The organism is Nitratireductor sp. GISD-1A_MAKvit (assembly GCF_040819555.1).
Classification (GTDB): domain Bacteria; phylum Pseudomonadota; class Alphaproteobacteria; order Rhizobiales; family Rhizobiaceae; genus Nitratireductor.
Genome location: NZ_CP161920.1, coordinates 888,790 through 915,579, shown reverse-complemented (window position 1 = coordinate 915,579; position 26,790 = coordinate 888,790). Strand labels below are relative to the sequence as shown.

Here is a 26,790-nt window from a genome sequence, read left to right as displayed (position 1 = left end):
CTTGAACCTCTAGCGGGCAGAGCTTGTAGCCTCCGGCTTTCAAAAGGATTCACCCATGAAACGTCGCAATTTTCTCATCGGCACTTCAGCCATGGCGCTGGCTTGCGCTGCATCGCCACTGGCATTTGCACAGTCAACCGAGCAGGAGCTTCTCGAGCCAGGAGCCCTGCCGGACAAGACATTCGGCGCCGACGATGCACCTGTAACTATCATCGAATACGCATCTCTGACTTGCCCGCATTGCAGAACATTCCATATCGACGTCTGGCCCGGCCTGAAGGAGAAATATGTCGATACCGGAAAGGTGCGCTTCATCATGCGCGAATTCCCGTTCGACCCGCGCTCCACCGCCGGCTTCATGCTGGCGCGGTGCGCGGGCGACGAAAAGTGGTATCCAACCCTCGATCTTCTTTATCGAACCCAGGAGACATGGGCCCGCGTCTCAGACGGAACGGGCGCCATGAAATCTGTCATGGGCATGACCGGCATGGACGAAGCCGCGTTCGAAGCATGTCTTCAAAATGAGGAGCTGATGCAGCAGGTGCAAGCGGTTGCAGAAGCTGGGCGCGGCTTTGGCGTCGATTCCACCCCTACGTTCTTCGTCAATGGGAAAATGTACAAGGGTGCTCTAAGCGTCGCGCAGTTCAGCGACACCATCGATCCGCTGCTTGCAGCGTCGGGCCAGTAGGGACGCCATCAGATGACAATCTTATTCTCCAACTCGTCAAGAAGCCTGCGTCGGATCGCCCTGGCCCTTCTGATGACCACAGCATGCAGTTCGGCATTCGCACAGCCGGAAGACGTTGTCGCCCGCGTGAACGGTAGCGACATAACAGGTGCAGACGTCGCTGTGGCTGAGGAAATGTATGGTTCCCAACTCGGGACCATGCCAGACGATGCCAAACTCTCTGTTATCGTCGATACACTTATCGAAATGCGGATCATCTCTGACGCAGCGAAGAAAGCAGGTATCGCAGATCAGGACGAATACAAGCGCCAGATGCAGTTCTTTGAACAGCAGACACTGCGGGCCAATTTCATGGAGCAGAAGGCCGCTGAAGCCGTTACCGACGACGCTATCCGCCAGATCTACGATCAGCAGGTCGCTTCGATACCGGTGGTTACCGAGCGGCGGCTGCGCCATATCCTGGTGGCATCTGAAGACGAGGCGAAGCAGATCATCACTGCTCTCGGAGAAGGTACCTCCTTCGCCGACCTTGCCGCCAAGAGCTCCCTCGATGCGGTATCGAAAGTAAACGGCGGGGATCTGGGCTTCGTCCCCGAGGGGCAGACAGTCCCGGAAGTCGATGAGGCGGCCATGAGGCTGAAGACAGGCGACTACACCAACGAGCCGGTGCGGTCTCCATTCGGGTTTCACGTCATCAAGCTCGAGGAGAGCCGCGACAGGCCGCCACCCGCCTTTGAGTTGGTCGAACCACAAATTCGTCAATCTCTCAAGGCTGCCGAAGAGCGTCGGATTTCAGGTGAGTTGCGGGCTACCGCCACGGTCGAAAAGCTCGTGCCGGATGTCACGCCTCCGCAGGAGGATGATGGCCATGACCATTGACCGTCGGGCGTTTGGCTTTGGCCTTCTGGCTGCCGCTGCCGGTTCTCTCACGCCGGTCAGCGCGCTCGCAAATGGTCGCCCTGTCAAAATTGAGTCGCGTTTCCTTCCGCAACGAGTCAGACACACATTCATGGAGCCTGTCGGGACCATCATCGTCGCGCCGCGTGAGCGGTTTCTGTACCTCCTGGAAAGCCCAACGCTGGCACGCCGTTATGGAATAGGGGTCGGTAAAGCCGGGTTGGCGTTCAAGGGCAGCGCTATTATCGAGCGCAAAGCCAAATGGCCCTCATGGCGCCCCACGCAAAATATGATCAAGCGAGACCCGCAACGCTATGCAAAACACGCAGGCGGCGTTCCAGGTGGTCCGAACAACCCCCTCGGGGCGCGCGCGCTCTACCTCTATCGAGACGGACGCGACACCTACTACCGCATACATGGTACCAACGAGCCATGGACGATCGGCAAGGCGGTGTCGAACGGATGCATCCGTATGCTCAATGATCACGTCCGGGAACTCTATGAGCTGACGCCCATCGGGACGCGCGTCGTGGTGGTCTGATGGATCGATACGTCCTCGTCATCGGGGCGGGCCAGGCCGGTCTTGCCGCAGGCTTCCATCTGCGCAGGGCCGGCCTTCCTTTCATCATCGTTGAGGGAAGCAACCATGTTGGCGACGTGTGGCGTAACCGATATGACAGCCTCACTTTGTTCACCACACGCCAGTTCAGTACGTTGCCGGGATTGCAGATTCCGGGCAACCGCGACGGCTATGCCAATCGCGACGATTTCGCTGAGTATCTTGAAGCCTATGCCCGGCACTTTGAGCTTCCGGTCAAACTGGGATCGTACGTATCGCGCCTGGCCAAATCTGCCGATGGTTTTGAAGCGAACCTCTCAAATGGCGAGATCATTGCTGCATCCGAAGTACTAATCGCCACCGGATCATTTCAGGTTCCGATTGTTCCTCCAATTTCAGCCGAGTTGGGCTACGAGGTGCTGCAGCTGACAGCAGGAACATTCCGTAACTGCAATCAGTTGCCTGACGGGCCCGTCCTGGTAGTCGGAGATGGAGCAAGCGGACGCGACATTGCGATCGAATCCAGGAAGCGCCAACCCGTCCTTCTCTCCGTTGGCAAGCCAAGAAAGCTGTTGCCAGAACATATTCTGGGAAAGTCGATCTGGTGGTGGCTCAACCTTGTTGGCGCATTGGAAGCACCAGCGACATCTTTCCGCGGCCGAATGGTGAGGAAAACCGACGCTTTCCCGGACAGAAATCTGCGGGACGAGGTGTTACAGAAACGTGGCGTCAGGCTCATGAGTCGACTCGTAGGGGCTGAAGCAGATGTCGTGAAGTTTTCTGACGGAAAAGTCGTTCAGATCCGCACGGTGATCTGGGCGGTGGGCTATCGGGATGAAACAGATTGGGTCGACATCAAAGGCGCGGTTGATGCCAAGACCGGCTTCCTCCACACAGAAGGCGTGTCTCCGGTTAAGGGCCTCTACTTCGTAGGGAGGCCATGGCAGCGCAGTCGCTCTTCCGCTCTGATCATGGGCGCGTGGCCCGACGCCGCGTCAGTGATCAGAAAACTGGCGGCTGATCACTAACGGGCATGAGGACATGCCTGTCGTTCCCTGACGTAATTGACGTCAAATCTACGATAAGAATGAATTGTTGAAAACGTCCGCACCGCACAAGTGCGCGGGTTCCCGACGATAGGCTCCTACAATCTCGGCAGAGTGCTGCATCCGTGACAAACCGTCTCGCGCAGCTCCCCGCGATTGATCCCGCCGCGCCACTCTGCTTCAATATTTTCAGAAATTTCTGAAAGTTGTGAAGTAGAGAGCCATGAACCTTTCCCCGACCATCCAGTCGTTCGTCCTTCATTTCGGTGAGATGGGCAGCCGCTGGGGCATCAACCGCACGGTCGGGCAGATTTACGCCCTGCTTTATGTTTCGCCGAAACCGCTCTGCGCGGATGCCATAGTTGAGGCGCTCGGAATCTCGCGATCCAACGTCTCGATGAGCCTGCGCGAGCTTCAGGCGTGGAACCTCGTCGTTCTCCGCCACGTGCCTGGCGACCGGCGTGATTTCTTCACCGCACCCGAGGATGTCTGGCAGATTTTCCGTACGCTGGCCGAAGAGCGCAAGAAGCGCGAGGTCGATCCGACCCTGTCGGTGCTGCGCGATCTTCTGATGCTTGAACCCGTCAATGACGACGAGCGTTATGCCCGCGCGCGCCTGTCAGAGATGCACGGCCTGATCGAACAGGTCACCAACTGGTATGACGACGTCAAGAAACTCGATACCGGACGGCTCGCGTCGCTGCTGTCGCTGGGCTCGAAGGTCACGCGGTTTCTCGATGCGCGCGACAGGATCATCTCGATAGGACGCGGCCGCCGAAAGGTGGATAATTGATGAGCGGTTCGCGAACCCTGAACGGGCACTCCACGGCAACCGCACGCGCCGCCGCTGGTGCGGATGAGACGCCCTTGCACAGAGACGACCCGGACGCAATCGCGGCGACGGCCAGTCTTCCCCGTTTCGCCACATTCCTCCAGCTCTCGGCGTCGCTGCTGTGGATTCCGCAGGCAGCGGCCATCGCCTTCGCCATCGGCAACGTGGCCAATGCCGCTTCCGCACGCGCGGCGATACTGCCGGCTCTCTGCGTCCTAGTTCTTGGTGTTGCGCGCGCAGCGCTTGAGCGCGCAGGCACCACCCGCGCCTATGATGCCGCCCGCGCCCACCTCTCCACCCTGCGCGCCCGCGCCGCCGCCGCTGTTGCAACCCGTTCCCCACTCGATGCCTCCCGGCCTTCGTCCGGCCTCGTCGCCAGCACGCTTACCGAGCAGGGCCGACGCCATCGTGCCCTATCTGGCAAGGTTCCAGCCGCTGCGCATCCGCGCCGCCGTGGTGCCGCTGGTCATTTTCGGCTTCGTCTTCGCCTTGTCATGGGTAGCCGCCCTCGTGCTGCTGGTGGCCGCGCCTGTCATCCCGATCTTCATGGCGCTGATCGGCTGGCAGGCAAAGGCGGTCAGCGAAAGGCAGCTCGCCCGCCTGGGCGACATGAATGCCTTTCTGCTCGACCGGCTGCGCGGGCTTGCTACCATCCGTGCCTTCGAGGCGGTGGATGCTACCGCGCTGCAGTTGCGCGCCAATGCCGAAGGCCTGCGAACCTCCACCATGGCGGTACTACGCGTCGCGTTCCTGTCATCGGCGGTTCTGGAACTGTTCGCTGCGCTCGGCGTGGCGCTGGTCGCCGTCTATATCGGCTTCCATTTCCTTGGCGAGCTGAATTTCGGTGCGTGGGGAGAGAAACTCACGCTGGCGCAGGGCTTGTTCATCCTGCTGCTCGCACCGGCCTTCTTCGAGCCGCTGCGCGATCTGTCGGCGGCCTGGCACGACCGCGCCGCCGGGCAAGCCGGACTGGAAGCTCTTGAGCGCAACACGCGCGGCGGCACGCAAATCGTCGGCAATGCCGAAAGCTCGGCCGACGGATATTCAGGCCCGCTTTCAGTCGAAATCGATGGCCTTGCCTTTAGCCATGCCGGATCGACCCTCGACATTTTCGCCGATTTCGCCCTGTCCATCCGTCCCGGCGAACACGTTGCGGTGATGGCGCCCAGCGGCGGCGGAAAATCCACCCTGCTGGCGCTTGTCGCGGGCCTTGCATCGCCTGATGCCGGCACGATCCGGATCGGTGGCGAAGCTTTGAACCATGAGAACGCCGCCCGGCTGCGCAGCAAAATCGCATGGCTCGGCCAGCCGCCACATATCTTTTCCGGCACGCTTGCCGGCAATATCGCTCTCGGCAGACCGCAGCTTGGCAAGGCCGAGATCGGCCGGGCGCTGGAAGTCGCGCGGCTTGGCGAGGTGGCCGCGCGGCGTGGCTCTACCCCCATTGGTGAAAATGGCGAGGGCCTCTCCGGCGGCGAAGCCCTGCGTCTGGCGCTGGCGCGCGCGGCGGCCGGCCCGCGCCCCGGGCTCATTCTTGTCGATGAGCCGACCGCACATCTCGACCGCGAAACCGCTGACGAACTCACCGAGCGACTGATCGCCGTGGCGCAGGGCACAACGCTTGTCGTGGCAACGCACGACCCCGCGCTCGCCGCGCGCATGGATCGTGTCGTCTTGCTTCCCACCATCGCCGCACCGATAGAACAGGTGCCCGCATGAGCCGGCTCTCCAGCCTTCGTCCTGTCATTGCCCTGTTCTGGGGGGGCGATCGACGCATGCTCGTTTACGGCGTGCTTCTGTCGCTATCCACCGCGCTCGCCGGCATAGCACTGCTCGGCCTGTCAGGCTGGTTCATCGTCGCAACATCAATTGCCGGGGCGACATCGGCCACGGCGCTCGCCTTCGACGTCTTCATGCCGTCGGCGGGCATCCGGCTGCTGGCGATCGGCCGCACCGCCTCCCGTTACGGCGAACGGCTCACCACCCACGATGCGACACTGCGCGTTCTGGCGCGGCTGCGGGAGACCGTGTTTCGTGGCTATGCCGGTGCAAGGGCGGCGCGCAGTCTGGCAGCCAATCCGTCGCGCATGCTCTTTCGCCTGACAATCGATATTGACGCACTCGATTCCCTTTATCTGCGCGTGATCGCGCCCGTTATGGCCGCCGGTATCGCGGCGATTTTCGTTGCGGTCGCTCTTGCCTTCGTACGTCCGCTGCTCGGCCTTGCCGTTGGTGTCGCGCTCATAACTGGCGGTCTGGGGATTCCTTTCCTCGTGTCTCGTCACGCTGTCACATCGTCCCGACGCCGTGCCTACGCGCTCGAGGTGCTGCGCTCACGCGCCATCGATCTTGTACGCGGTCAGGCCGATCTGGCCATGGCGGGCCGCCTCGGCGCGCATCTGCGTGCAATCGAGGCCGCTGACATCCGTCTGGGTGGCGCTGACCGTGCACTGAACCGCGCGGAAGCAGACGCGGGCTTCGGTCTCAGCGTGCTCTCGGCCATGCTGCTTTCCGGCGTCCTTGTCGCAACTGCCTTCCTCGCCGAAGCTGGCACCATTGGCGCGGCCGTTGCGGCATTCGCGGTGCTGCTGGTGCTCGCCAGTCTGGAGCCTTTCGGCCTGCTGCGCCGCGGCGCGGTGGAATTCGGCCGCACATTGCAGGCCGCGGCACGGCTGGCCCCCCGGCTGGCGCCCGATGCCGTCCAGAAGAACCAGCCAGCCATGGCGACTGGCATTGCGATCCGGCTCGACGATGTCGAGATACGCCATCGCGGCGCCGATCTGCCAGTCCTGTCAGGCGTCACTCTTACCATTCGTGCCGGCGAAAGGGTTGCGCTCGTCGGCGCCAGCGGAGCGGGAAAGTCATCATTTCTATCCCTGCTTGCCGGCGAATTGACGCCGGTAAAAGGCGTCGTGCTTGCCTGTCCGCTGTCCATGCTCACCCAGCGCACCGAGCTGTTTCGTGACACGCTGCGCGGCAATCTTGCGATAGCCCGGGCCAGCGCAACCGATGAAGAGATGCTCGAGGCTCTGAGGCAGGCCGGCCTTGCCGACCATGTCGCGTCTCTCTCGACCGGGCTCGATACGATGCTCGGCGAAGGTGGCGCGGGCCTGTCGGCCGGGCAGGCGCGGCGGCTTGCACTGGCGCGACTTCTGCTGCTCGATCCCCCGCTATGGCTGCTCGACGAGCCGAGCGAGGCGCTCGATGGCGAAACGGCGCGTGATCTGCTGGCACGCCTGCACGCCTGCGCAAGGGGCCGCACTGTGCTCATCGCAACTCATATACGCCGCGAAGCGGACCTGGCCGATCGCATCCTCGTGATGCGCAACGGCCATATGGTGGCCGACATTGCGCGCGGCACAACCGAATTCAATGCAGAACTTAGCCAATTGAGGCCCGATTGAAAATGACCTGCCGGAGCCAGTCATGGAACTGAACATTGTCGACCTGTCGCGGCTGCAATTCGCACTCACCGCACTGTACCACTTTCTCTTCGTGCCGCTCACCATCGGACTTTCGATCCTGATGGCGATCATGGAAACGGTCTATGTCATGACCGGCCGCGACATCTGGCGCCAGATGACAAAGTTCTGGGGCACCCTGTTCGGTATCAACTTCGTGCTCGGTGTCGCCACCGGCATCGTGATGGAGTTCCAGTTCGGCATGAACTGGAGCTATTACAGCCACTATGTCGGCGATATATTCGGCGCGCCGCTGGCCATCGAGGGCCTGATGGCCTTCTTCCTCGAAGCCACCTTTGTCGGTCTGTTCTTCTTCGGATGGGACAAGCTGTCGAAGCTCGGACACCTTGCCGCGACATGGGCCGTGGCGCTCGGCTCCAACTTCTCGGCGCTGTGGATTCTCATCGCCAATGGCTGGATGCAGAACCCGGTCGGCTCCGTCTTCAACCCGCAGACCATGCGCATGGAGGTGGAGGACTTCTACGCCGTTCTTTTCAACCCCGTTGCGCAGGCCAAGTTCGTTCACACCGTGTCGGCGGGCTACGTGGTGGCCTCGATCTTCGTACTAGGTGTCTCGGCGTGGTATCTGCTCAAAGGACGGCACATCGCGCTCGCGAAGCGCTCGATGACCGTCGCGGCTTCGTTCGGACTGGCCTCGTCGTTATCGGTCGTGGTGCTGGGCGACGAAAGCGGATATCTCTCCACCGAACACCAGAAGATGAAGCTCGCGGCCATCGAAGCGATGTGGCACACCGAGCCGGCCCCGGCCGCGTTCACCATCGTCGGCCTGCCCGATCAGGCCGAGCGTAAGACTCACTACTCCGTCCAGGTTCCATGGGTCATGGGCCTGATTGGCACCCGCTCGCTGACAACGGAAATTCCCGGTATCCACGAACTAGTCAAACTGGCCGAGACGCGGATCCGGCAGGGCATCATGGCCTTTGATGCGCTCCAGTCGATCCGCGAGGCCGGCAGCAGCGCGGCCATACCGGCCGACGTCGCTGACCGCTTCGAGGATACCGGCCACTATCTCGGCTACGCGCTGCTGTTGCGGCCCTACCTCGATGACCCGCGCGAGGCGACGGATGAACAGATCACCCAGGCTGCGTGGGATACGGTTCCCAATGTTCCGACGTTGTTCTGGTCCTTCCGGATCATGGTCGGGCTCGGGATATTCTTCATCCTGCTGACGGCCACCTTCTTCTACCTGTCGGCGCGCCACCAGCTCGACCGCTATCCGTGGCTGTTGAAAGTCGCTGTGTTCTCGATCCCGCTGCCGTGGATTGCAGCCGAGGCGGGCTGGATCGTCGCCGAGGTCGGGCGCCAGCCATGGGTGATCGAGGGCGTTCTGCCAACCGCCGCCGCCGTCTCCGATCTAGGCGCGACGACGGTGCTTTTCACCATTGCCGGCTTCGCGGCCATCTACACCGTGCTGTTCATCATCGAGATGACGCTGATGCTCGCCGCGATCCGCAAAGGCCCCGAAGAAGACCACGAGCCGGAGCAGAAGCTCCTGCCCGACGCGCTCGAACCCGCGGAGTGACCGTCATGATCCTGCATGAACTCATCGACTACGAGACCCTGCGCCTGATCTGGTGGCTGCTGCTGGGCATCCTCATCATCGGCTTTGCTGTGATGGACGGCTTCGACCTCGGCACTCAGACGCTGCTGCCCTTCGTGGCCCGCACCGATCTCGAGCGCCGCGTCGTCATCAACGCCGTCGGCCCGGTCTGGGAAGGCAATCAGGTCTGGCTCATCCTCGGCGGTGGCGCGATCTTCGCCGCTTGGCCGCCGCTCTATGCCGTGTCGTTTTCCGGCTTCTATCTCGCGATGTTCGCCATCCTTGCGGCCCTCATCCTGCGCCCGGTCGGCTTCAAGTACCGGTCGAAGCGCGACAGCCAGCGCTGGCGCAACGGCTGGGATTGGGCGCTCTTCGTAGGCGGGATCGTGCCGGCGTTGATCTTCGGCGTCGCCGTCGGCAACGTGCTTCAGGGCGTGCCCTTCCGGCTCGGGCCGGACCTGCGCATCTTCTACGACGGCACCACCCTGTTCGAGCTACTCAACCCGTTCGCGCTGCTGTGCGGCTTGCTCTCCGTCGTCATGCTGATGATGCACGGCGCGTCGTGGCTGGTGCTCAAGACCAGCGGCCCCGGTCGCCGACCGCGCGCGCCGCTTCGGCACAATCGCCGCGATGGGAACCATCATCCTGTTCGCGCTCGGCGGCCTCTGGGTCTGGACCGGCATCGACGGCTTTCGATTCGTCTCGGAGATCGTCACTGACGGCCCGTCCAATCCGCTTTACAAGACGGTCGAGCAGGGCGCCGGTTTCTGGTTCACCAATTACACCGCCCATCCATGGATGATCGCCGCGCCCGCCCTGGGGTTTGGCGGCGCGCTGCTGGCGTTCGCATTCCTGGCCCTGCGCCTCGAGGTGATGACGCTTCTGTCGAGCGGCCTGTCGGTGCTCGGAATCATCGCCACTGTCGGTCTGGCGATGTTCCCCTTCATCCTGCCCTCCTCGATTGACCCACGCTCCAGCCTCACTGTCTGGGACGCCTCGTCCAGCCACCTGACGCTATTCATCATGCTGGTCTCAACGGGAATCTTCCTGCCGATCATCGCGCTCTACACCACGTGGGTCTACCGCGTGCTGTGGGGCAAGGTGGACGAAAAGCAGATCAGCGACGGCTCCGGCCACGCCTATTGAGGCGCATGGGGCCGAAAAGCGGCAAACCGTTTTTCGGCCCTATGTGCAAGCAAAAGAAAGGAGAACCATCATGTGGTATTTCGCTTGGCTGCTCGGATTGCCGCTCGCCGCCGCCTTCGCCGTCCTTAACGCCATGTGGTACGAGCTGATGGAGGACAATGAGAAAAAGGATGCATCGCCTTGACTAATCATCCTCGTCGGCACCGATCAAGTCCTGCCGGCCGCTGTAAGAGAATATGTGCTCAACTAGAACCCGTGACCTAGAGGGCCCTAGAAAGCGGTATAATGAGCGCTAGCATGATCGGCTGGTGCAGCAAGTAGATCACCAGGCTGTGCTGCCCCATCCAAATCAGCGCATTGGCTAGCTGACCGGCTGGAAGGAAACGATCGACTGCGCCTACCTTTCCCTTGTCGACCAGCACTTTTGTTCCAGAAATCCCGATGAGGGTAATGCCAACCCACGGGAAGATCGGTACGAAATCGTTGCTCGGCGGTGCATTTTGCGCAAATCCAATCCAGGCAAGCCAACGTGTGTCAAAGAGTTCCGACTGCCATAAGGAAGGAACCACCAGCATGCCAACGCCAGAAGCAAGACTTAGCCACCAAGGTGTACGCTGGAATAATGTACCAACTAACGTCGCAACAGCGATCGCATGCAAGATGCCGAAGTAAATGAACGTCGCCGGAAAAACATACCATGTCACCAGCGTAATGGCCGCGGCTGCGACGCCAATTTTCGCAAGGCGAAGCAGATAGGCACTCGGCCGGAACCGTGAGCGAGAGGACAAGGCTAGGCTGATCCCGACCAGCATCATGAAGCTTCCGGCCAGAAGACGCCCGAAGCCTAGCCAGAGCGGATGGTATGCGACGCCCGAGATGAAGCCAGTAAATTCCAGATCCCATACGAAGTGGAACAGCACGACGCCCGCGATTGCCAGACCGCGCCACGCATCGACCATATAAACACGGGCTATCATTACGATATCGATTCTCCTTTCGGCGGAACCGTTTCGTAGAAGCTCATCCGGCTAGAGGGTCAAGATGTCGCTGTTGCAGGGCATTGAACCTCCAGCGGGGTGAGGTTGTATACGCGGGTATGGGTTTTGAGATCTCAAATATCGGCGTGGTGGCGGCAATCGCTGCCGGCGCCGTTTCCTTCCTGTCGCCGTGCGTGCTTCCGCTGGTGCCCGGCTATGTGTCCTTCATAGCCGGCACCGCCACTCAGGATAAACGCAGCGATCCGGATCGCGACAAGCTGTCTGTCGCCTGGCTGAGCCTATGTTTCATCCTCGGTTTCTCAACGGTGTTCGTCATACTCGGAGCGGGAGCCACAACCCTTGGTCAGTCGCTTCGCGCCTACAGTTACGAAGCGGGCATCATCGGTGGTGTCATTGTCATCATCTTCGGCCTTTTCACCACCGGAGTTCTGCGTCTCCCCATGCTGCAAAGGGATGTCCGCTACCACGGTAGCCTGTTAACAGGCGGGCCGACGGGCGCATATCTGCTTGGTCTGGCATTTGCGTTCGGCTGGACGCCTTGCATTGGCCCGATTCTTGGAGCGATACTGACAGTCAGCGCTGTGTCGGCAACGGCACTGGATGGTGTAGCGCTCTTGGCTCTCTACTCCCTCGGGCTGGGAATACCCTTCTTTCTGGCCGCGCTTTTCACAGATCGGTTGATCGCATTCCTTCCCGGCCTACGTAAAACTGGTCGAGCGTTGCAGGTGACCGCAGGCGTCATCATGATTGTTATGGGCCTTGCCATGGTGAGCGGCTACATGACCTGGTTCGCATTCTGGCTGCTGGAGAAGTTTCCGGTTTTCGGGTCGATCGGCTGAACCCTGAAATTTTTATAAAGGACCGGATCGACGAAGGGCGCCGCGGGGATCGACCTGAACGGTTACATGATCGATCGCGTAGCGCTCCTTCAGCCAGGCCGTGATTACAGACGGCAACTGAAGCGGATCGCCGTCCATTGCCGGCGTGACATGAACCGTGGCGACCACAGTGTCATCCGTCAGCGTCCACGCGTGAAAATGCCCAGCCTCCTCTACCTGCGGCAATTTGCTCAGTTCCAGTTCGACGTTGCTGGCATCCAGCCCCCGCGGCACCGCCTGCAGAAGCACACGGATCGATTCGCTCACAAGCGTCCAAGCCGAGCGAACGACAAGCAGCGCCACCAGAACCGAAAGGATCGGATCAAGCACCGTCCAACCCGTCAGCATAATGCCGATGGCGGCAGCGATGGCTCCGACCGATCCCAGTAGATCGCCGACGACATGGAGAAGGGCTCCACGAAGGTTGCTATCACCCTGGGAGCCGCGCATGAGAATCCAGGCTCCCCCCAGATTGACCAGTAATCCTATAGTCGCGACAATGAGCATGGGACCCGCCAGAATCTCCACTGGCTGGTTGATCCGGCCAACAGCTTCCCACGCGATCCATGCGACCAGAAGAAGCAGGCTCGCCCCGTTTGCCAGCGCGGCAAGGACGCGCACGCGGTGGAATCCGTATGTCCGGCTATTGTCCGCAGGCCGGCGAGCTACCCGATAGGCGATCAGCGCAAGAAGTAGTGCTGCCGCGTCCGACACCATGTGACCGGAGTCCGCGATCAGTGCGAGCGAACCGGAGAGCCAACCGCCGATTGCCTGCACAGCGGCGTAACCGGCAGTGAAGATGAAGACGAGCCGAATACGCCGCTCATTGCCGGCTGTCACCGCCGTTCCGTGATCATGCCCATCATTCGGCCCGTGGATTTGCGAATTCATTCTCTAGGTCCCCTCCAGGGTCTCACTTCCGGTTGGAAATTAAATTCGGCTTCAACCGAGGATGATAGTCATCTGAACTGTATCTAACGCGAACGTTCCGCGCACGGACTCGTCCTACTGAATTCTATGCGGTCTCTTAGATCGCCATAAACGGAACGCGGATGCCAAAAACACTCGCAAGCAATGTAAAATTAAGTGCGAGAACGATCGTGGCTCCGACGAACGCAAGCCATTTCGTGGCCGGCCGCATGGCGTAACTACCCATCACATCCCGTCGCGAGGTGAAAATGATCAAAGCGATCATCGGCACGGGTAGGGCAATCGACAAAACGACCTGGCTCATCACCAAGGCCTGGGTCGGGTTGACGCCCATGGCAACGACCACGAAGGCAGGCAGCATTGTCACGAGGCGTCGGAGCCATATCGGGACATGGAAATGCAGAAAGCCCTGCATGATTGTTTGACCCGCCATGGTGCCGACCACGGAACTTGAAACGCCCGAGGTAATCAGGGAAACGAGAAACACGGAAGCGGCTGCCGTACCGAGCAGCGGTGTCAGCATATGGTAGGCAGTCTCGATCTCGGCAACGTCGCTGTTGCCTTGATGAAAGGCGCTTGCGGCCATGATAACCATCGCCATATTCACCATGCCTGCGATGGCGAGGGCAACCACAACCTCAATGTTGGAGTAACGCAGTACCTTGCGGCGATCATTCTCGTTCCGGATCTGGACGCGGGACTGAGTGAGGCTCGAATGCAGGTAGATGGCGTGCGGCATCACCGTAGCGCCAATGATTCCCACTGCGATGGTCAATGCGGGCCGCGTCCGGAAGCTGCGGCGTAATCAGACCTGTAGCGGCCTCTGTCCAGTCGACAGGGGCTATCACCAATTCGATGAGGTAACAAAGGCCAATGATCGCGACCATCGAGCCGATGATAAGCTCCATCGGCCTGAAACCATGTTTCTCAAATATCAGTATGCCATACGTCACTATGGCCGTAACCGACATGCCCCAGAATATGGGAAGGTCGAAGAGCAGCGCCAGACCGATCGCACCACCGAGAAACTCGGCCAGATCCGTCGCCATGGCCGCCACTTCGCTGACCACCCACATCACCCAGACCACTGGTGCGGGGAACCGGTCCCGGGACATTTCAGCAAGGTTCTTCCCCGTCACGATGCCAAGGCGGGCGGACAGTGCCTGGAAAAGCATGGCGATAAGGTTTGCGAGAAGCACGACCCAGAGTAACTGGTACCCATAGCCTGCGCCGGCCTGGATGTTGGTTGCGAAATTGCCCGGATCAACATAGGCGATTGAGGCGATCACTGCCGGTCCGACAAAAAGGAGGCGGCTGGTAAAGCCGCGACGTTGGCCGGAAAGCACTTCAGCCATCCCGTTACGCGTGCGCTCTGTATCGTACATGACGGTATCCAAATGCCGTTGCGCGTGGCGTTATAGCCTATGCTATATTTAGTTCAATAGGGCAATCTAATAAGCTTCATGCATGATGAAAACCTCGAGTTTGCCTATTTTCGGAAACAATTTTACCCTTGGCTAAATTTGAGCCATGGGCTCATCTCTCCAACTAGGTGACCAACAGCTACTGATGACAAAGTCAAATAACTCACCGCCTCGCCCCGCCCAGCACGCGCGTCGCTTCGCACATGTCCGGGAATGTCAAGCAAGCGCTCTCATCGAAGACTATGTCGAGATGATCGGCGACCTTATTGAAATCAATGGAGAGGCAAGAGTTGCAGACATCGCCGCGCGAATGGGCGTGGCGCAACCTACCGCAACCAAGGCTGTCGCAAGACTGAAACGCCAGGGTCTGGCAACGTCAAGGCCCTATCGCGGGATATTCCTGACCGACGAAGGCAAGCAGCTCGCGGACCGTGTACGGTCACGCCACCTCATCGTCGTTCAATTCCTCGTCGCCCTTGGAGTGCCAGAGGAAACAGCGGAGATTGACGGCGAAGGCATCGAACATCACGTGTCAAATCAAACTCTCACTGCATTCGAAAAATATTTAGCAGACATCAAATCAAAATGAAAGAAATTGAGCACACAATACTTTGCCTGAATCTCTGAAATTACACAAAATAATCTACTTTCCCTGAATTGCAATCATTGTTTGCAACTAGATGTCTTGGACAAAGGGTATCCATATTTTGTTATCGGCTCTCTTTTTCCTCAACCAATCCGATGTGATTCACGGTTCCGTTGAAGAAGGCCGTGATGAGTGATTTGTTTCTGCTAAACGAGCGCCAGATGGCACGGATAAGCTGTCGCTGTTCCCGTATCGGATCCAGAAGGAGGACTGCGGGATGAGACTGTTTGTCGGGTTAGATGTGTCGTTGGCGAAGACCGCGATCTGCGTGGTCAGCGAACACGGGAAGATCGTGAAGGAGCCACAGGTCGCCAGTGAGCCCGAGACGCTCGCGAGTTGGATCGGAGAGCAGAATGGAAGCATCGTCGCCATCGGCCCTCGAGGCCGGCCCCTTGTCGCAATGGCTTCATCGCGGATTGTCCGAGGCAGGTCTGGACGTCGTTTTGATGGAAACTCGGCAGGTCAAGGGCGCCTTGAAGGCCATGCCGATTAAGCACACACTGCGCCGCTCAGCATCAAGCCGCCGCCACGTCCGCCTGCGGGCGGACAATTACGCTCGCCCAAAATCGCTTGACTGGGACGGCCCCGTTACCAAAGTCCTGAGCCTAGCGGTGCCGAAGGAAAAGATAGTTCCCACATATAGGGGATTGAGTGCCCGCTGGCGCAGGAAAATCAAATGCTGCAGTGCATGAAACATCTATCCGAAATCTTAATGGCTGCAGACATAAACGAGCCGCCTCGCGTATTACTAGAATGGTCGTGTCGGAGCGTGCTCAAATTGAAACGCTAAAACTCAGTCCGCTTATTGGTCATATCCAACCGGCGGCATACCCGCTTCCAAAGCTCACTTTTGGCGAGCCGTTTCGATTGCATCAGCAAGGGGTTTCTTTCCGACTGCCCCCTCGATGATCTGCTCACCGGCAATGAACGAAGGCGTACCCGTCAGCCCAAGGCGTTGCGCAAGTGCGATGTTATCGGAGATGATGCTCTCCACCGCAGGCTTGGCCATCTCTTCAGATAACTGTTTGCGATCAAGGCCCATCTCCTCTGCCAGACCCAACGCACGGTCACCGTTTATTTGTCCCTGCATATCCATCAGTTTGACATGGAAATCGGCAGCGACAGAGTTGCCTTTCAAGCGGCTTACGGAAAGCGCCACCTTCGCTGCCTCGACCGAACCCGGCCCAAGAATCGGAAAATTCTTGAGTACGACCCGCAGTTTGGGATCCTCGTCCACGAGTGCTTTGACGTCTGGGGCTGCCCGCTTGCAGTAGCCGCAGTTAAAGTCGAAGAATTCGACCAGCGTTGCGTCCCCATCCAGATTTCCTAGGATTACGTCATCGCCTGAGCGGAGCAGCGGATCTGCTTCCGCCTGTACAGTCTGTGACCTGGCTTGGGCTTGGGCCGCTTGGTTCCGCTTTTCAAGCTCCCCAAGCGCTTCCTCGATGATCTCGGGATTTTGCAAGATGTATTCGCGGACGATCTTTTCGACCTCGCCGCGATCGACTGTTTGAGCGAACGCTGGCGAGGACGCTAACAGCATCGCGAAAGCGAAGCAGCTCAGCCGGTCCATACGCGCAACCTTCATGATTCATCCCCCCTCGGTGTTAGTCGAACAATCGGCCGAGGAATGAGCCATGCCTTCGGCCGTGGTGACCGCCATAGCCATGGCGGTCATGGTCGCTATAGTCGCGGCGATGATCTTCGCGGCAGTCACTGGATGCATTGCGTGCAGGCGTTTGTATACGCCCGCGATCTAGCTGTTGCTGAGGATACGGAGCATCTTCAGCCGCGCTGCGCTCGATGATTTTGTCGAGTTCCCCTCGATCCAGCCATACCCCCCGACATTTTGGGCAATAGTCGATCTCAATGGCTTGTCTCTCGCTCATGACGAGGTCGACCCTGCAAAGTGGGCAAAGAAGGCCGTGGCCTTTCTCACCGACTCCCTGGGAAGTTTCTAGCATTCGTTGTCTCCTGGCAAGCTTGTGCGGGCGACCAGAGCACCCAGTTGCCATAACGTAAGACCTCCAGCAGGTTGAGGTTCAAGTGTGCAAATGTCGCAATATGCTGCTCAAACACGACAGCGCTGCTGCCGGCGTTTGGACACCGGCTCAATTTGCAGTCCGTTACACCTACAACAGATGCTTAATCAGGATCATCGATCCAAGGCCACTAGGCACAAGGCCTCCGAGCAACTCAGCCTTCTCCAAGGCGGGCCCTTCGAGGACAAAACGAGGAAAGAAGCGGTGGCAGATGAGGGCGGCGTGCAAGAGCTTGCTCTACAATGGGAGCTGCCAACCAGAAATCACAGCCGCCTGTCGCAGCTCTTCAATCACTTCAATGCCGACGATACCGGCGAGGAACCAGCTGACGTCTTTTAGCGACCGAATGAATGCTTGGGACTGGACAAGAAGAATATCCTCATTTTCCGGAATATAGCGGCGCGGAAAGAAACGCGGGACGCGGGCCATGTACAAAATATAATCCGTCCCAAACAGGCTAAGGAGCCTCTTCTCTTCATTCTTGATCACAGATCTGTAGTAACCAAAAAACACGACGGCGCTTATCACCGCCAAAGAAATATTCTGTGCCGCAAGGCATACTCCAATCAGCCCAAGGAAGGAGAAAAAATAGAGCGGATTTCTGCTGAGCGAATACGGACCGCTTTGGCATAAATCCAGATCCTTTCGTCCACCGATGTATAAGGTGCACCAGAGCCGGCCAAGGACTGCCGCAAAGACCAGAAAGAAACCAAGAAACTCGACCAGGCTGTAGCCAAGTGTTTCAAAACCTTCCGGCTGAGTTGCAATGAGCATGGTCAGCCACGCTGGAGCCAACAGCCAGGTAACCAAGGTTCTTTTTCGCTCGACCGGCGACTTCGCATGCATCGACTTCAACAGTTATCTAGCTCCAGCCACCACCAAAGGTGCGATAAAAAATATGCGATCCGATTTGGGTCATGCGCTCCATGGAGCGAGCCCAACGCGGGCTAACGTAGGTGGCATTGTAATGGGTCGATGACGCGACTTCGGGTAAGAAGATCTTCCCACCGGTGACTGCCATCGCCACATCCTTTGCCAGACCATACGCGCGTCGATCTGCAATGACATCTGGAATGCCGTCGCAGGCAAAGGAAAACTGGCATCTGTTGACCCAGCTGTCGTTTTGATAAACTACGTTGCAGACGCTTGCTGGATATGCAGGGTTACGCACACGATTGAGAATGACCTGCGCGACCGCGGCCTGGCCCTTAACCTCCTCGCCCCTAGCCTCGAAATAGATCGCGGTTGCAAGGCACTTTTGCTCGGCGCTTGAAAAGACGGATTTCGGTAGGGGCTGCTTCATCCAATCGTGGTCACCTTCCGTCGTGGGCGGGACGAAGCGACCGGCTTCCTCATCGGTCCCCAGCAGTACTGCGAAGGCACCGGATGAAGCATGGAACCCGTCCTTTGGGGTATAAGCTGTGGCCAGGATGTCTGCGCCATCGTTGTTGACCAGTTCAGCAAGAACCTGTGGTATTCCGACGAGACGATCGTCCGACGGGCTATGAAAAGTCGATTGACTAGCCGCGATTTCAGGATCAGATTGGTTTGCAAATCCTCTTAGAAGATAAGCCGTGTCAGTTTCCGATGCGAACAGGCGGGCGGCCAACGTCTGCCTGGCGAACCGAACCTCCGGGCTTGTTCGGGATGCCACGCTAAGGAGGCGCGGCTTCTTTGTTTCTTCGACCACTCGCTGAGATGTGAGGGAGAGTTCTCGTTCTACAGGCAAATTAATGCGCTGGCTCGGGACTACCAGATCCAGATTTCCGACGTCACCGGGAATATTTGCGTTGCGCAGGCGGAGCTCCTGCAAATGGGAACAGTTGTCGGATCGCTCGACATAGGCCGCCCACCGATCTGCGGTCGGACCGATCTCACGTTCGGATTTAGCGTCCCGGATCCCGGTGGGCGACGCAAAACCGAATACCAGCCAACTCGCGCAGAGAACTGCAAGCACCCGCTGGCGACCACCCAATGATCGTCGCTGGGCAGCGACCTTCGATTTCGACCGCAAAATCTCATTCCTCCGAATGCCCACACGCGGAAAAGAATCGAGTGTTAACCTTGATAGAAAGTTAACACCAGTGCGACTGCACGTCGCGATATCATGGCTGATCCATATGCCCAACTGCGCCTTTACCATCGAGAGAGCAGTGCGGCAGTTGTTCAACATTGAACCGCCCCGGGTTTGCCGGAGGCTCCAACTTCCCAATAGGATGGAGCCATGACGAGCAAAACGACGAACAAGTTTTCCCCTGAGGTGCGCGAGCGTGCGGTGCGGTTGGTATTCGATCACGAGGCTGATCATTCTTCGCGCTGGACCGCCTGCCAGTCGATAGCGGCAAAGATCGGCTGCTCGGCGCACACTCTGCTGGATTGGGTAAAGAGGGCCGAGATCGATACCGGCAAGAGGGCCGGCTTGCCGACGGACACGGCCGAGAAGATAAAGGCTCTTGAGCGGGAGAACCGCGAACTCCGACAGGCCAATGAGATCCTGCGCAAGGCTAGCGCTTATTTTGCCCAGGCGGAGCTCGACCGCCCATTCAAACGATGATCGCGTTCATCGACGATCACCGCGAGGCGCATGGGGTCGAGCCGATCTGCAAGGTGCTGCCGATCGCCCCATCGACCTATCACGATCATGTCGCCAAGCGCACTGATCCCGCGAAGCTGTCGGCGCGGGCGAAGCGGGACCTGGAGCTCAAACCGGCGATCGAACGCGTCTTCGCCGAGAACTTCGAGGTCTACGGCGCGAGGAAGGTCTGGCGGCAGATGCTGCGCGAGGGCTTTGATGTCGCGCGCTGCACGGTCGAGCGGTTGATGGCCGACCTCGGCCTTCACGGCGTCATTCGTGGCAAGCCGATCCGCACCACGGTGCAGGACAAGGCCGCGCCGTGCCCGCTTGACCGCGTGAACCGGGTCTTCCACGCGCCGGCCCCGAACATGCTCTGGCTCTCGGATTTCACCTATGTCAGCACCTGGTCGGGCTTCGTTTACGTGGCCTTCGTCATCGACGCCTACGCCCGTCGTATCGTCGGCTGGCGGGTGAGCAGGACCGCCCATGCGAGCTTTGTGCTCGACGCTCTCGAACAGGCCTTGCACGAACGCCGCCCCGTTCATCGCGGTGGTCTGGTTCATCATTCGGACCGCGGATCGCAATATGTCAGCATCCGCTATACCGAGCGTCTCGCCGAAGCCGGCATCGAACCGTCTGTGGGCAGTGTCGGCGACAGCTACGACAACGCGCTGGCCGAGACGATCAACGGCCTCTACAAGGCCGAGGTCATCCATCGGCGCGGGCCATGGCGAAGCTTCGAGGCCGTCGAGTTCGCCACGCTGACCTGGGTCGACTGGTTCAACAACCGCCGGCTGCTGGAGCCCATCGGCAACATCCCGCCGGCCGAAGCCGAGGAGCGCTACTACGCCATGCTGGAAGAACCGGCCATCGCGGCATAACTTAAACCAGAAGGCCTCCGGCAAACCCGGGGCGGTTCACATCGACGCTGTGAAGGTTTCGCTGATCGACCAAAGCGCACTCGTAAAACACGACGGTGGCAAGGTGTCCCAAGGTGTTATTTTCGAGGCTGTCAAAGGTGCTGGCTACGACGTGCCGCGATGAGAACCTCAGGATTGCAGGCGATAATAGTATTTTCTGAGCCGACAAAGCGCGGAACCATTGAGCTAGCTTCGGCATCGGAAGTGTCGAGGTAATGACGAACTTCTGAAGCGCGTCCTGATGCCGCTTGCGAACGCGCAGGTGGCGCGGGATTTTTTGATGCTCCTATTCGTCAGAGCTGCGCGATAGAACCGCATCCATGGTGATGTCTCAGGGTAGTGGAAGCGTTCGAGGCGGTCGGACACACCATCACGAGACCACGGCCCCTTGTTGCCTCGAGTCGGTGCTCTACCGCGATTTCTGGATTAGCGATCCCGGTAGGGAATTATTCTCGGCAGGGGACTTGAACCTCATCCAACTCGAGATGCTACCGTTCCCGGCCACTGCTTGTTTCGTCAAGTATTTTTGATTTGCTCGCCTCTCATGAAGCGAGGGGCTGGAAGATGTCCTGCGGGAGCGACGGTATGATTGTTGAGCTTGGGCATTTTGCGCTGGTGCTGGCCTTCTCGTTGGCCGCCATACAATTCGCCGTTCCGCTTGCCGGTACTCAGTTTGGTGATTCCAGATTGGCAGCCGTTGCAGGCCCGGCTGCGACGATGTGTTTCCTACTCACTACGCTGTCATTTGTCGCACTGACGTCCGCCTACGTTCAGTCAGATTTCTCGGTAGCAAATGTTTGGGCGAATTCGCATTCTGCAAAGCCAATGCTATTTAAAATCACAGGTGTGTGGGGAAATCACGAGGGATCGATGCTTTTATGGGTCCTGATTCTTACATTATTCGGTGCGTTAGTGGCTTGGTTTAGCAATAATCTGCCACCGACGCTTCGGGCGAATGTGCTTTCGGTGCAAGGGTTGATTGCAGCGGCGTTTCTGCTCTTCATCCTGACGACGTCGAATCCTTTCATTCGGATTAATCCCGCGCCTGTCGAGGGGCGAGATCTCAATCCGATACTTCAGGACATCGGCCTCGCGATACATCCGCCACTTCTTTACTTGGGTTATGTTGGCTTCTCGGTTTGCTTCAGCTTTGCCGTTGCTGCTCTCGTTGAGGGAAAGATCGACGCTGCGTGGGCGCGCTGGGTTCGGCCATGGACGCTCACTGCCTGGATATTCCTAACCGGCGGGATCTCGATGGGCTCTTACTGGGCGTATTACGAACTTGGTTGGGGAGGTTGGTGGTTCTGGGATCCCGTGGAAAACGCATCTTTCCTGCCTTGGTTGGCGGGTACCGCATTGCTGCATTCCGCAGTGGTGATGGAAAAGCGCTCGGCCCTGAGAATCTGGACGCTCTTGCTGTCTATTCTCACCTTCTCGCTTTCGTTGCTGGGAACCTTTCTCGTCCGATCGGGGGTTTTGACGTCGGTTCATGCTTTCGCCAGCGATCCTGCACGAGGCGTCTTTATCCTGATGATCCTCATAATGTTTATTGGAGGTGCGCTATCCCTATTCGCGCTGCGCGCCAATAGGTTGGCGCCCGGCGGGCTGTTTCATCCGATTTCGCGCGAGGGAGCCCTGGTTTTCAACAACCTTTTTCTGGCAACCGCAGCCGCGACGGTCCTGATCGGGACGCTCTATCCGCTCGCGCTCGAGGTGGTAACCGGCGAAAAGATTTCAGTTGGCGCCCCCTTCTTCAATCTAACCTTTGTCCCGCTGGTGGTTCCGTTGTTGCTTGTGGTCCCGCTCGGCCCTCTTCTTGCCTGGAAGCGTGGCGATCTCTATGCCGTCTCGCAACGCTTGTACGTTGCCTTGGGAGCAGCGCTGCTGGCGGCACTCATAGGCTTCTTCATGGTTGATGGAACCAACGCGTTGGCCGCCTTTGGAGTGGGGCTCGCATTCTGGTTGATGTTCGGGTCGCTTACCGACATCGCACTCAAATCTGGCATAGGAAACCTCAGACTCTCAGTCGTCTGGAGACGCTTAAAGGGTTTGACGCGCTCGATCTATGGGACGGCCTTAGCACATCTCGGGCTGGGCGTTACGGTGCTGGGCATCGTCGCCGTCACATCGTTGGAAATCGAGCGGATTGTCGTCATGCGTCCCGGCGATACATTGACGATCGCGGCCTATACACTCAGTTACAAAGGCATTTCGCCCTATCAGGGGCCGAATTTTTCCGAGGATCGAGCTCAGTTTGAATACTTCGATAAGGCTGGTCGCCTCCGGGGTGAAATCACCTCATCAAAGAGGCTCTACACTGCGCGCCAAATGCCGACCACCGAGGCTGGAATTGCTACGCGTGGCTTTAGCCAGCTCTACGTATCAATAGGCGACGTCACACCCGGCGGCGGTCTAGTGGTGCGCGCATGGTGGAAACCGCTGATTTTGCTTATCTGGCTTGGCGGTGCGGTTATGATGCTGGGCGGCACTCTATCACTTTTGGATCGAAGACTGCGAGTCGGGGTACCTTCAGCGCGCAAACTGAAAAGTGCCGTCCCGGTGAAGGCTGTAGCATCATAGATTCAGCCCCCTGTTTCATGTGCTCGATCTTGCCACCAGCGAGACGGTCGACTGGATCTAGGCACACGGATGGCTTCCCACCGCTTGGGAGGGAGGCAAACATAATGTCTGGAGTCATCGAGACCACCGTCTATCATCTCGCCGAATTGACGGACACGGCTAACCAGCGACGCTCACACTCGACCTTCGGCGGCAAGACGCCCGACGAGGTCTATGCTACGGCACAAATGACGGAGCGATTAGCGGGGAGAAACGAACCCGATCCACCTGAGCCAAGCCGCCAGACTGTCTCACCAGCCGGCACCACCTCAATTCACTCTGGCCTGGCCTCACGCGGCTTGAAACTCTTCAGCGTTTAGGAACGCCTTCTCCTCCGAACTGTCCAACAGCGACGCGATCTCGTCACATGTGCGCGTGACCGCGAGTTTCAGCGCCTCATCGATATGAACATAGCCCTGAGTTACACTCTGGGCCGCATGGCCGAGCAACGCCCGGATCGTCAATTCGGAGAATCCAAGATCTCCCGCAACGCTTCCGAACGTGTGTCGTAGAGTATGGGGTGTTACGCCCTCAATTCCAACGCTTGCACAAAGTCTAGCTAAGCATGCCTTACTAGCTGTGAAATGGCCGTCGCCGACATCAGACGGGAAGACATAGGGACAGTTCTGTTGCACCGGCTGGCTGGCAATTAGCTTCGCTGCAGCAGGTCCGATCGCGCGGACCTGTGCGTCCCCCTTGGTATCGGGAAAACTAATGTAGCCTGCATCCGCGTGAATCCAGGCGCGCTGCATCGCTTGGCCTTCGGAAATACGAAAACCCGTGAGCAAAAGAAGCCGGACGATTGCGAGGCCAACAGGATGTTCGCCATTGCGCTCCGCATGCCGCATTGCCATGCCAAGCTTCTTGATCTCAGCCACACTCAGGCGTCGGGTCTTCCTTTTGCCCGCGAGCTTTCGCGCACCACGGCTTGGATGATTCTCGATCTTGCCGAGACGGGCAGCATGACCAAGGATAGCCTGAAGTGTCCCGACTGCCCGAGACGCAACGCCAGGCCCGCCGGCGGCAACGCCGCCGCGGCCTTTGCCTCTCGATTTGGCTGTCTTTCCGGCAACGATGTCGGATTGCATGCCTTCGATGTCGGCGACCTTCAGGGTGTGAGCCAGGCGATCGCCCAAGAGCGGCTTGATGTGCGTTTCGATGCGACTCTTGTCCATGCCAAGTGTCGACTTCTTGATCGGTCGATTGCGGCGTCCAAGGATGCGTCCCGCTTCCGCCTCTGTAAGGTACCAGTCGCAGAGCATCGCAACAGTTGCCTGATGGTGGGGATCATCATCCGTGTCGGCCGGATCCTCTCCAGCGGCAATGGCGCCAAGCTTGATCCTCGCCTTGTCTCTTGCTTGTTCGACGGTAATCACGCCGAAACGACCAAGGTTGATACGCCGCTCTTTGTTGGCAGTGTTGCGGTACTGCAAAATGAATGTTTGCAGACCTGAGGGGAGCAGGCGTACCCCGAAGCCACGCAATTCGCTGTCCCATAGAAAAGACTGCTTGCCTTTTGCCGGCGGGTCCATCGCCTCAAGCGCCCTTTTGGTAAGTTTGGCCATAAGGACCTCCCCTAACTGCATCATCGAAGTTTGCTTACAATAGCACGACGCCTTCGGCTTTGTAAGCAAATTGTAAGCAACACAGGGAAATCAGCAGGCATGAAACGGCGACAGACGGCGATCTAAATTCTGGTTTTGCCTTATATTAACGTACCTTAGACAAGTGCTGGATATAGCAGAGTGGGTAGATAACAACCTTGCCAAGGTTGGGGTCGTGAGTTCGAATCTCATCGCCCGCTCCAGTTTTCCTTGCGACATGAACGGCTTACAGGCTCGGGTCTCCCGGGCCTTTTTGCTGTCTGGCCGCGGGGAGCGGGTGGGGCCATCTACCGGGCTTCCAGCCACTGGCAGACAGCCCGAAACATCAGCGATAACGGCCGTGCTTCTGCAGCACCTCGATCTTGTATCCATCGGGGTCCTGCACGAAAAAGAATCGCGCCAGCAACGTCCCTTCCCGTTCGAACGCCACCACATCGCGTGGTTCCAGCCCTTCGGCCTTGAAGCGCGCATGCTCCGCGTCGAGGTCATCCACCGCCACCGCCAGATGTCCGTAGCCATCGCCCTGATCATAAGGCTCTGTCCGGTCCTTGTTTATGGTAAGCTCGACTTCGAAATCGGCTTCAGCATTTCGCAGGTAAACGAGGGTGAAACCCTCAAAGTCAAACCGATCAGCCACCTCCAGACCAAAGGCAGTCCTGTAAAACGCGACTGATCTCTCCTCGTTCAAGACGCGGATCATGGTGTGAATACACTTGGCCAAATTGCCTCCAATGAAATGTTCCAGCAGCACTCGCCGCGCGGGCAAGGCTGTTTTACCCCGGTTCGAAATCCGGCCAGAGGCCGAGTCCCTGCACAAATGTGATAGATCACATTAATAAGCTATCATCAAAGATTGATGGCTGGCAGAATGAGTGCTAGCTCATAGAGAGTTTCATTTTTCGTTTCCGGGAGGATCATGTGAACAGACGGCGTTTTGCGATTATTGGAGCGGTTTTGTGCGGCCTGGCTGCGAGCGGCGTGGCCCTTGCGCAGCAGCCCCAGTTTTTCCGCATCGGCACCGGCGGCACCGCCGGAACCTACTATCCGATTGGCGGTCTCATCGCCAATGCGATTTCCAATCCACCCGGCTCGCGCCCCTGCGAGGAAGGCGGTTCGTGCGGTGTGCCCGGCCTGATCGCCACGGCCCCTTTCGGCCAACGGCTCGGTGGCAAATGTCAACGCCATTGCCGGCGGCTCGCTCGAATCCGGTTTCTCGCAGTCGGATGTGGCCACCTGGGCCCATAGCGGCACCGGCATCTGGGAAGACCGCGAGCCGGTCGAGAAGCTGCGTGCGATCGCCAACCTCTATCCCGAGACCATTCACCTTGTCGCAAGTGCCGAAAGCGGCATCGACAGCGTGGATGACCTGAAGGGCAAGCGCGTCTCGCTCGATGAGCCGGGCTCCGGCACCCTCGTCGATGCCCGCATCATCCTCGATGCCTATGGCCTTACCGAAAAGGATGTCGAAGCCCACTACCTCAAGCCTGATCAGGCCGCAGAGCGTATGCGCGACGGCGCGATGGATGCCTTCTTCTTTGTCGGCGGCTTCCCGGCCGGCGCCATTGCCGAGCTGGCCAGCCAGCACGACATCACGCTCGTCTCGATTGACGGTGATGAAGCAGGCAAGGTCACCGGCGAGCATGGCTTCTTTGCAGCCAACACCGTGCCAGGCGGCACCTATGAAGGTGTTGACGGAGACGTGACCACCCTTTCCGTCGGTGCACAGTGGATCACCAGTGCGGATCAGCCTGAAGAACTCATCTACGAGATCACCAAGGCTCTGTGGAACGACAACACCCGCAAGCTTCTCGATGCCGGCCACCTCAAGGGCCGTCAGATCACGAAGGAAACCGCGCTTGACGGTGTTGGCATCCCGCTCCACCCCGGTGCGGAGAAATTCTACCGCGAAGCGGGCGTGCTGAGCGAATAACGCTCAGAAAACTCGATGACGAACAATGGACCCG

At 58.8% G+C, this 26,790-nt stretch carries 21 protein-coding genes, 3 pseudogenes and 1 other annotated feature; of the genes and pseudogenes, 15 read left to right on the top strand and 9 right to left on the bottom strand.

What is annotated here, in order from left to right; all coding sequences use genetic code 11:
• Positions 1-55: 55 nt before the first annotated feature.
• The 10 genes and pseudogenes from AB2N04_RS05665 to cydX all read left to right on the top strand — a co-directional run bounded on the left by AB2N04_RS05665 (position 56) and on the right by cydX (position 10,374).
• Positions 56-688 (top strand): DsbA family protein, encoded by a 633-nt coding sequence (locus AB2N04_RS05665; protein WP_094514306.1) that lies wholly within the window; start codon positions 56-58, stop codon positions 686-688.
• 12 nt (positions 689-700) lie between these two features.
• The gene (locus AB2N04_RS05660; RefSeq protein WP_094514305.1) at positions 701-1,567 is read left to right on the top strand and encodes a peptidylprolyl isomerase; all 867 of its coding nucleotides are present in this window, start codon (positions 701-703) and stop codon (positions 1,565-1,567) included.
• Positions 1,551-2,126, top strand: a complete 576-nt coding sequence (locus AB2N04_RS05655; RefSeq protein WP_094514304.1) for a L,D-transpeptidase — start codon at positions 1,551-1,553, stop codon at positions 2,124-2,126. Before AB2N04_RS05660 ends, AB2N04_RS05655 begins: the two co-directional genes overlap by 17 nt.
• On the top strand, positions 2,126-3,172 hold the full coding sequence (locus AB2N04_RS05650) for an NAD(P)/FAD-dependent oxidoreductase (RefSeq protein ID WP_094514302.1): 1,047 nt from the start codon (positions 2,126-2,128) through the stop codon (positions 3,170-3,172). Before AB2N04_RS05655 ends, AB2N04_RS05650 begins: the two co-directional genes overlap by 1 nt.
• Before the next feature lie 241 nt (positions 3,173-3,413).
• Positions 3,414-3,983 carry a GbsR/MarR family transcriptional regulator gene (locus AB2N04_RS05645; protein WP_094514301.1) on the top strand — a complete coding sequence of 190 codons (570 nt, stop codon included), beginning with the start codon at positions 3,414-3,416 and terminating at the stop codon, positions 3,981-3,983.
• 384 nt (positions 3,984-4,367) lie between these two features.
• The gene (gene cydD, locus AB2N04_RS05640; RefSeq protein WP_367717595.1) at positions 4,368-5,741 is read left to right on the top strand and encodes a thiol reductant ABC exporter subunit CydD; all 1,374 of its coding nucleotides are present in this window, start codon (positions 4,368-4,370) and stop codon (positions 5,739-5,741) included.
• Positions 5,738-7,426 (top strand): thiol reductant ABC exporter subunit CydC, encoded by a 1,689-nt coding sequence (cydC, locus tag AB2N04_RS05635; protein ID WP_094514298.1) that lies wholly within the window; start codon positions 5,738-5,740, stop codon positions 7,424-7,426. The genes cydD and cydC overlap by 4 nt, the downstream gene beginning before the upstream one ends.
• A 22-nt stretch (positions 7,427-7,448) precedes the next feature.
• Positions 7,449-9,026 (top strand): cytochrome ubiquinol oxidase subunit I, encoded by a 1,578-nt coding sequence (locus AB2N04_RS05630; protein ID WP_094514297.1) that lies wholly within the window; start codon positions 7,449-7,451, stop codon positions 9,024-9,026.
• Positions 9,027-9,031: 5 nt separating this feature from the next.
• A pseudogene (gene cydB, locus AB2N04_RS05625) lies at positions 9,032-10,190 on the top strand (cytochrome d ubiquinol oxidase subunit II).
• Between the two features lie 70 nt (positions 10,191-10,260).
• Positions 10,261-10,374 (top strand): cytochrome bd-I oxidase subunit CydX, encoded by a 114-nt coding sequence (gene cydX, locus AB2N04_RS05620; protein ID WP_094514295.1) that lies wholly within the window; start codon positions 10,261-10,263, stop codon positions 10,372-10,374.
• A 76-nt stretch (positions 10,375-10,450) separates the two neighbouring features.
• Here cydX and AB2N04_RS05615 read toward each other — a convergent pair whose 3' ends face one another.
• The gene (locus tag AB2N04_RS05615) at positions 10,451-11,167 is read right to left on the bottom strand and encodes a heparan-alpha-glucosaminide N-acetyltransferase (RefSeq protein WP_235819902.1); all 717 of its coding nucleotides are present in this window, start codon (positions 11,165-11,167) and stop codon (positions 10,451-10,453) included.
• A gap of 119 nt (positions 11,168-11,286) precedes the next feature.
• On the opposite strand from AB2N04_RS05615, the gene AB2N04_RS05610 reads away from it, so the two are divergent.
• Entirely contained in the window at positions 11,287-12,027 is a 741-nt protein-coding gene (locus AB2N04_RS05610) for a cytochrome c biogenesis CcdA family protein (RefSeq protein WP_094514293.1), read from the top strand.
• Between the two features lie 12 nt (positions 12,028-12,039).
• On the opposite strand, the gene AB2N04_RS05605 is transcribed toward AB2N04_RS05610, so the two are convergent.
• Both AB2N04_RS05605 and AB2N04_RS05600 read right to left on the bottom strand, forming a co-directional pair.
• The gene (locus AB2N04_RS05605) at positions 12,040-12,957 is read right to left on the bottom strand and encodes a cation diffusion facilitator family transporter (RefSeq protein WP_094514292.1); all 918 of its coding nucleotides are present in this window, start codon (positions 12,955-12,957) and stop codon (positions 12,040-12,042) included.
• A gap of 136 nt (positions 12,958-13,093) precedes the next feature.
• Positions 13,094-14,351, bottom strand: a pseudogene (locus tag AB2N04_RS05600) (Nramp family divalent metal transporter).
• Positions 14,352-14,526: 175 nt separating this feature from the next.
• Here AB2N04_RS05600 and mntR point away from each other — a divergent pair.
• The gene (mntR, locus tag AB2N04_RS05595) at positions 14,527-15,009 is read left to right on the top strand and encodes a manganese-binding transcriptional regulator MntR (protein WP_328589803.1); all 483 of its coding nucleotides are present in this window, start codon (positions 14,527-14,529) and stop codon (positions 15,007-15,009) included.
• A 901-nt stretch (positions 15,010-15,910) separates the two neighbouring features.
• On the opposite strand, the gene AB2N04_RS05590 is transcribed toward mntR, so the two are convergent.
• The 4 genes from AB2N04_RS05590 to AB2N04_RS05575 form a co-directional block, all read right to left on the bottom strand.
• Positions 15,911-16,654: a DsbA family protein gene (locus AB2N04_RS05590; protein ID WP_094514289.1), complete on the bottom strand. Its 744-nt coding sequence runs from the start codon at positions 16,652-16,654 to the stop codon at positions 15,911-15,913.
• A gap of 19 nt (positions 16,655-16,673) precedes the next feature.
• Positions 16,674-17,030 (bottom strand): zf-TFIIB domain-containing protein, encoded by a 357-nt coding sequence (locus AB2N04_RS05585; RefSeq protein ID WP_094514287.1) that lies wholly within the window; start codon positions 17,028-17,030, stop codon positions 16,674-16,676.
• A gap of 315 nt (positions 17,031-17,345) precedes the next feature.
• Positions 17,346-17,954, bottom strand: coding sequence for an isoprenylcysteine carboxylmethyltransferase family protein (locus AB2N04_RS05580; RefSeq protein ID WP_235819914.1), 609 nt, complete (start codon positions 17,952-17,954; stop codon positions 17,346-17,348).
• A 16-nt stretch (positions 17,955-17,970) separates the two neighbouring features.
• Positions 17,971-19,281, bottom strand: coding sequence for a cell wall hydrolase (locus AB2N04_RS05575; RefSeq protein ID WP_367717590.1), 1,311 nt, complete (start codon positions 19,279-19,281; stop codon positions 17,971-17,973).
• 51 nt (positions 19,282-19,332) lie between these two features.
• Between AB2N04_RS05575 and AB2N04_RS05570 the strand changes: the two genes are divergently transcribed.
• A protein-coding gene (locus tag AB2N04_RS05570) for an IS3 family transposase (RefSeq protein ID WP_367717588.1) occupies positions 19,333-20,564 on the top strand; the annotation gives its coding sequence in 2 pieces (ribosomal slippage) (positions 19,333-19,624 and positions 19,624-20,564; 1,233 coding nt in all).
• Positions 19,617-19,733, top strand: a sequence feature (AL1L pseudoknot). It overlaps the preceding gene by 117 nt.
• Positions 20,565-21,191: 627 nt before the next feature.
• Entirely contained in the window at positions 21,192-23,183 is a 1,992-nt protein-coding gene (locus AB2N04_RS05565; protein ID WP_094514408.1) for a heme lyase CcmF/NrfE family subunit, read from the top strand.
• 329 nt (positions 23,184-23,512) lie between these two features.
• Here the strand turns inward: AB2N04_RS05565 and AB2N04_RS05560 are convergent, their stop codons facing one another.
• Positions 23,513-24,787 (bottom strand): site-specific integrase, encoded by a 1,275-nt coding sequence (locus tag AB2N04_RS05560; RefSeq protein WP_094514284.1) that lies wholly within the window; start codon positions 24,785-24,787, stop codon positions 23,513-23,515.
• 364 nt (positions 24,788-25,151) lie between these two features.
• Complete coding sequence (locus tag AB2N04_RS05555) at positions 25,152-25,547, bottom strand: VOC family protein (RefSeq protein ID WP_367717586.1); 396 nt, start codon at positions 25,545-25,547, stop codon at positions 25,152-25,154.
• A gap of 218 nt (positions 25,548-25,765) precedes the next feature.
• On the opposite strand from AB2N04_RS05555, the pseudogene AB2N04_RS05550 reads away from it, so the two are divergent.
• Positions 25,766-26,756: pseudogene (locus tag AB2N04_RS05550) on the top strand (TAXI family TRAP transporter solute-binding subunit).
• Positions 26,757-26,790: the final 34 nt, after the last annotated feature.